Annotated in this window: 7 protein-coding genes and 2 tRNA genes (1 of these 9 only partly in view); 3 read left to right on the plus strand and 6 right to left on the minus strand. The window is 21.7% G+C overall.

What is annotated here, in order from left to right; all coding sequences use genetic code 11:
- Positions 1-47 (minus strand) — tRNA-Gly (locus GJT96_RS02320); it reaches 125 nt to the left of the window's first position.
- Positions 48-95: 48 nt separating this feature from the next.
- Entirely contained in the window at positions 96-674 is a 579-nt protein-coding gene (gene orn / locus GJT96_RS00850; RefSeq protein WP_169780359.1) for an oligoribonuclease, read from the minus strand.
- Positions 675-778: 104 nt separating this feature from the next.
- On the opposite strand from orn, the gene asd reads away from it, so the two are divergent.
- Positions 779-1,657 (plus strand): archaetidylserine decarboxylase, encoded by an 879-nt coding sequence (gene asd / locus GJT96_RS00855; protein ID WP_169780360.1) that lies wholly within the window; start codon positions 779-781, stop codon positions 1,655-1,657.
- Positions 1,658-1,666: 9 nt separating this feature from the next.
- On the opposite strand, the gene epmA is transcribed toward asd, so the two are convergent.
- Positions 1,667-2,644: an elongation factor P--(R)-beta-lysine ligase gene (epmA, locus tag GJT96_RS00860; RefSeq protein WP_169780361.1), complete on the minus strand. Its 978-nt coding sequence runs from the start codon at positions 2,642-2,644 to the stop codon at positions 1,667-1,669.
- 17 nt (positions 2,645-2,661) lie between these two features.
- Entirely contained in the window at positions 2,662-3,231 is a 570-nt protein-coding gene (locus GJT96_RS00865; protein ID WP_169780362.1) for an elongation factor P, read from the minus strand.
- Between the two features lie 64 nt (positions 3,232-3,295).
- On the opposite strand from GJT96_RS00865, the gene GJT96_RS00870 reads away from it, so the two are divergent.
- Entirely contained in the window at positions 3,296-4,273 is a 978-nt protein-coding gene (locus GJT96_RS00870; protein WP_169780363.1) for a KamA family radical SAM protein, read from the plus strand.
- A gap of 106 nt (positions 4,274-4,379) precedes the next feature.
- Here the strand turns inward: GJT96_RS00870 and groL are convergent, their stop codons facing one another.
- Together groL and GJT96_RS00880 are read right to left on the minus strand one after the other, a co-directional pair.
- Positions 4,380-6,029: a chaperonin GroEL gene (gene groL, locus GJT96_RS00875; protein ID WP_169780364.1), complete on the minus strand. Its 1,650-nt coding sequence runs from the start codon at positions 6,027-6,029 to the stop codon at positions 4,380-4,382.
- 68 nt (positions 6,030-6,097) lie between these two features.
- Positions 6,098-6,388: a co-chaperone GroES gene (locus GJT96_RS00880; protein ID WP_169780365.1), complete on the minus strand. Its 291-nt coding sequence runs from the start codon at positions 6,386-6,388 to the stop codon at positions 6,098-6,100.
- A 239-nt stretch (positions 6,389-6,627) separates the two neighbouring features.
- On the opposite strand from GJT96_RS00880, the gene GJT96_RS00885 reads away from it, so the two are divergent.
- A tRNA-Phe gene (locus tag GJT96_RS00885) sits at positions 6,628-6,700 on the plus strand.
- The last annotated feature ends 203 nt before the right edge of the window (positions 6,701-6,903 follow it).

The raw sequence follows: 6,903 nt of genomic DNA on the forward strand, positions 1-6,903 counted from the left end.
ACCCCAACCATGGCAAGGTTGTACTCTACCAACTGAGCTATTCCCGCTAAAATATTAATAATGTATATAATAAAACACAATTTATCATATTAAATTTATATTTTATTTGTCAATATATTTTTAATATTATTTTTTTTAAAAATATATTTTTTATAGAATTTTAATTCATTTATAGACTCATAAATATCATTAGATGCTTTATGTAAAGAATTTTTTTTTTGAAAATTTACATAAACATTAGGATACCAAATTTTGGCAAGTTCTTTTATAGAACTTACATCAATATTACGATAATGAAAATATTTTTCTAAATTTGGCATATAATTAAATAAAAAAATTCTATCTTTATATATGCTATTACCACATAAAGGAGATGTATTAGGTTTAATCCATAATTTTAAAAAAGTTAATATATATATTTCTGCTTTTTTTAAATTAAATTTACTATTTTTAACTTTTTTAATTAATCCATTTTTAGTATGAATATTTTTACTCCAAATATTCATTAAATTCAAAATATTATCAGATTGATATATTGGAATATTTAAACCTTTATTTATAATTTCTAAATTATTATTAGTAATAATAATAGCGATTTCAATTATATGATCTTTATTGGGATTAAGACCTGTCATTTCTAAATCTAACCATACTAAATTAGTATTTACTTCCATAAATAATATCCTTATATTAATTTTTAACTAAAAATTAAAATTTTATATACTTAAAATATGAAATTTTTTATATTAAAATTTTACATAAAATATTTTTCCATAAAATGAAAAAAAAAATATATTTACATATACAACGTTATTTACCAAAATTATTTATTACAAATATTTTTGGATATTTATCAAAAAAAAAATTAAATATTATAACTACTTTTTTTATATTTTTATTTATTAAAATTTTTAAAATAAACATGAAAGAAACAAAATATCCTAATATTTTTTATTATAAAACTTTTAATTCATTTTTTATTAGAAAACTAAATATGTCTAATAGACCTATTGATAAAAATAAAAACCATATTATTCATAATTCAGATGGTATAATTAATGAAATTGGTTGTATAAAAAAAAATAAACTTTTTCAATTTAAAGGTTGTAAGTATTCTTTATATAATCTTATAGGAAAAAATAAATATATAAATAAAATTTTTACTGATGGAAATTTTGTTAATGTATATTTATCTCCTAAAAATTATCATAGAATACACATGTCTTATAATGGAATTTTATTGAAAATAATATATATTCCAGGAAAATTATTTCCTGTTAATAACATTATTACAAATAATTTATGTAATTTATTCATTTTAAATGAAAGAGTGGTTTTTTTATTTAAAACAAAATTTGGTTTTATGATTAAAATTTTAATTGGTGCACAAATAGTTGGAAGTATTAATACTTCTTGGTATGGTCCAATAATACCTCCTAGAAAAAATAAAATTATTACTTGGAATTGGCCATATATTAATAATTTTTATAAAAAAGACCTTATTTTTCTAAAAAAAGGTGAAGAAATTGGTTATTTTAATATAGGATCAACTGTTATTACATTATTTCCACCTAAAACAATTAAATTTAATCCTATTTTAAAAAAAGGATCAAAAATCAAAATTGGTGAATTATTAGCATCATTTAATAATAAATAGTTTTTTTAACTAAGATTTCATAATAGAAAAACTTATAGATTTATGAATAGTTTTTTGTTTTAATAAAAACATAATAAATCTATCTAGACCTAAAGCCATACCTGAATAATTAGGTATATTTCCATGTTTTATTGCTTTTAAAAAAAGAAAATCTATTTTTTTTGAAGGTAAACCCATTAATTTTCTTTTATTATTATCTTCAATAAATCTTTTTTTTTGTTCTAAAAAATTATTTAATTCATTAAAACCATTTCCTAATTCTACTCCTTTAAAAAAAACTTCAAATCTATTTGCTAAATTTTTTTTTTGATTTATAGTTTCTGTTGTTCTTTGTGATGCTGGAAAATAATATACTATAATGGGATTTTTATGACCTAGTTTAGGAACAATATATAAATCAAATAATATTTGTATATAATTATTAACTATATTTTGAGTAAAACTTTTATTATTATTTTTTACTAAACCGATATCTTTTATTAAAGATAATAATTTTTTTTGTTTAACTTTAAAGGGATTTATATTTAAATATTTTAAAAAAATTTTTTTATATGAACACTTTTTAAGTGTATTAAATCCAAATTCCATAAAAAAATTACTGACTTCTAACATTAATTGAAATAAATTATAATTAATATGGTACCATTCTAATATATTAAATTCTGGATTATGATATTTACCAAATTCTTCATTACGAAAACTATGACATATTTGATAGATAGACATATTTATTTTTGATGCAAGAATTCTTTTCATATGATATTCAGGACTAGTAATTAAAAATAATTTTTTTTTTTTTTTATAATTAATAAAATTTGTATTAAATTGTTTTAAATAAGGACTAGTATTTTCAAATTGTGTTAATACTGGTGTTTCTACTTCAAGAAATTTTTTTTTGTCAAAAAAATTTCTTATTCTTTTTATTATAAAAGAACGTTTGATTAGATTATTTATTTTAGTACTAGTTGACCAATTAAAATTTTTCATTTTGTTATATTTATAATCTATAATTTAGAACGAGAAACATATTTTTTTCTTCTTATATCGATTTTAATTAAATCACCAATCTTAATAAAAGATGGTACTTTAATTAATTCTCCATTACTTATGGTTGCTTGTTTATTATTAATTATTGCATCACCTTTTAATACAAAATCTGTATTAATTACTTTTAATTTAATAAAATTAGGTAATGTTAAAAATATAGGCAATTGGTTCCAAAAAGTTATTATATAATCATATTGAGGAATTAACCATTTTTTTTTATTTTTAATAACTTTATTACTAATCATAATTTGTTCAAAATTACTTTTATACATAAAATAATAAAAATTATTTTTTTCATTGTATAAATATTTTAATTTTTTTTCTAAAATATCAGCATTATTTAGATTATAAGTTGATTTAAAAGTTTTATCAATTAATTTTTCTGTAATTAAATTACGCATTTTTATTCTAACAAAAGATTGTCCTTTACCAGGTTTTACAAATTCACTATTTTCTATAATATAGGGTTGATTTAAAAATATAAATTTCATTCCAATTTTAAAATTATTACTAAAATAATTAATCATTTTTTTTTTTTTTTTAAAATTTATTAATTCATAATATAATAAATTTATTTAAATAAAATATTTTATGAAAGAATTATGGTTACAACAATTATCAAATAATATTAATAATAATATTGATTTAATTAAAATTACAAAAATAAAAAAAAGAAATAGTCATTCATTTTTATATAGAAAAAAAAATATAAAATTTGATGTTAAAATACCTGTTATTTTTATAAAAAAAATAGAAAAAAATAATCATCAAGATCCAATCTTATTACAATTTATTTTCCATAAAAAAGAATTAATTACAAATAAAAAATATAATAATAATCCATTAAATGAGAAATTTAATATTCCAGGAATGATACATAAATATAAAAATAGAATATTAATTTTAATCACAGGAATATGTGCAGTACATTGTAGATATTGTTTTCGTAAAAATACTAAACAAATAAATTCAATCAAATTATGTGATTGGTATCAAATAATAAATTATATACAAAAAAATAAACAAATTAATGAAATAATTTTTTCCGGAGGAGATCCTCTAATACTAAAAGATCATAAATTAAATTTTTTTATTAATGATATAAAAAATATTTCTCACATCAAAGTATTAAGAATACATACAAGAATAATATGTATTATTCCTGAAAGGATTACATTAAATTTAATAAAAATTTTTAGCAAATGTAAATTTAATATTGTAATAGTTACTCATATTAATCACCCTAATGAAATTAGCGAAGAATTGTTTAATAAAATTTCACTTTTAAAAAAAGTAGGTATTACTTTACTAAATCAAAGTGTTTTATTAAAAAATATTAATAACAATAATAATACTTTAATTAAATTAAGTAATAATTTATTTAATATTGGAATATTACCATATTATATTCATTTATTAGATAAAGTAGATGGTAGTCACCATTTTAATGTTTCTGAAAGAAAAGCTAAAAAAATTATACAAAAAATATCATCATCCTTATCAGGATTTTTAATTCCTAAATTAACTAAAGAAATTTATGGTAAAAAATATAAAAAACTTATTATATAATAAATTTTTATAAAAAAGCTGTGCCTAGGACTAATGCACAGCTTAATAAATAATTTAAATTAAAAAATATTTTATTTAAATAAATAAAGAATCTTTATTGTAAAATTTACATCATTCCACCCATTCCACCACCCATTCCACTACCTGGAGATGTATTAGGTATATCTGTTTTATCATTTTTTGGTAAATCTGTTACCATACATTCTGTAGTAATCATAAGTCCTGCAACAGATGCAGAATATTGTAATGCTGAACGTGTAACTTTAGTAGGATCTAAAATTCCAAATTTAATCATATCTCCATATTCTTCATTAGCAGCATTATATCCATAATTACCATGCCCATCTTTAACATTATTTGCTACAACAGAAGGTTCTTCTCCTGAATTAAAAACTATTTGACGTAAAGGAGCTTCCATAGCTCTTAAAGCTACTTTAATGCCCATATTTTGATCTTCATTTTGTCCTGTTAAATTCATTAATTTAGCTGCTACACGTACTAATGCGACTCCTCCTCCTGCTACAACACCTTCTTCTACAGCAGCTCTAGTAGCATGTAAAGCATCTTCTACTCGAGCTTTTTTTTCTTTCATTTCTACTTCAGTAGCTGCCCCAACTTTTAGTACAGCAACACCACCTGCTAATTTAGCTACTCTTTCTTGAAGTTTTTCACGATCATAATCAGAAGATGCTTCATCTATTTGTTGTCTAATTTGATGTACACGGCCAGAAATATCATTTTCTTTACCGAGACCATCTATAATTGTTGTTGTATCTTTATTTATAACAATACGTTTTGCTTGTCCTAAATCTTCTAATGTTGTTTTTTCTAATTCTAACCCAATTTCTTCTGAAATAACATTACCACCTGTAAGAATTGCAATATCTTGTAACATAGCTTTACGACGATCACCAAAACCAGGCGCTTTAACTGCAGCAACTTTTACAACACCACGCATAGTATTAACAACTAGTGTTGCTAATGCTTCACCATCTACATCTTCTGCTATAATTAATAATGATTTACTTGCCTTAGCAACCATTTCAAGAATAGGTAACATTTCTCGAATATTTGAAAGTTTTTTATCTACTAAAAGTATATAAGGATTATCAAGTTCTACAGTACCAGATTCTGACTTATTAATAAAATAAGGAGATAAATAACCTCTATCAAATTGCATCCCTTCAACAACATCTAATTCATCTTGTAATCCTGTTCCTTCTTCAACAGTAATAACACCTTCTTTACCTACTCTTTCCATCGCTTGAGCAATTAAATTACCGACAGTTTCATCTGCATTTGCAGAAATAGTACCTACTTGAGCTATAGATTTTGAATCAGAACATGGAACAGAAATAGCTCTTAATTCTTCTACAGCTGCTATAACTGCTTTATCTATACCTCTTTTTAAATCCATAGGATTCATGCCCGCAGCAACAGCTTTTAGTCCTTCACTTACTATTGATTGTGCTAAAACACTAGCTGTTGTTGTTCCATCACCTGCTACATCATTGGCTTTAGAAGCAACTTCTTTTACCATTTGTGCTCCCATATTTTCAAACTTATCTTCTAATTCTATTTCTCTAGCTACGGTTACTCCATCTTTAGTTATCGCTGGTGCCCCAAATGATTTATCTAAAACAACATTTCTACCTTTTGGTCCAAGAGTAATTTTTACTGCGTCTGCAAGTACATTTACACCTCGTAACATTTTTACACGTGCGTCATTACCAAATTTTACATCTTTAGCTGCCATTTTAAATATTCCTTATATTTACATTAAAATCATACTTTATAAAAATTTTAGTTATTTTTAATATAGTTTTATTTAACAATAGCTAAAATATCACTTTCAGACATTATGAGAATTTCTTCATCATCAATTTTTTCTGTTTTAACACCATAACTATCATTAAATATAATTGTATCACCTTTTTTTACATCTAATGGTTTAACTATACCATTATCTAATATACGTCCTTTACCTACAGCTAATACTTCTCCACGAGTAGATTTACCAGCAGCAGAACCAGTTAATACGATTCCACCTGTAGATTTACATTCAACTTCTTTTCTCTTCACAATAACTCGATCATGTAATGGACGAATGTTCATTTAATAGATCTCCTTTAAGAAATTTAGTTATATATAACTAATTAATATTTTAATATATTTAAATAATGTGCACTAAAAGATAAGGACACATAATCTATGTTTCAAGTCTTATTTTAAAAATTTTTATTTTATTATTATCTAATACATTTTAAAAATAAAAATAAAATAAAATTTTAATAAAAATTTAATAAAAACATTGACGTTTAATTATTATTTTTGTCATAATATATTTATTGTTTGCCCGAATAGCTCAGTTGGTAGAGCAGTGGACTGAAAATCCCCGTGTCGGTGGTTCAATTCCGCCTTCGGGCAAAATTAACATATTTACAATAGATTAATAAATTAAAAAAAATGCAGAAAAATTTACTTTCTGCATTTTTTTTTAGTTTCTAATAAATAATATAATTATTCTTAATTTTTAATTAAGAATAATTATTATTAATAATAAAATTTTTATACATAAAAAATATACTTTGATAAGTATATAATTTATTAAAAAAATCATAATTATTATA

The organism is Enterobacteriaceae endosymbiont of Donacia piscatrix, assembly GCF_012569525.1.
In the GTDB taxonomy this organism is placed as follows: domain Bacteria; phylum Pseudomonadota; class Gammaproteobacteria; order Enterobacterales; family Enterobacteriaceae.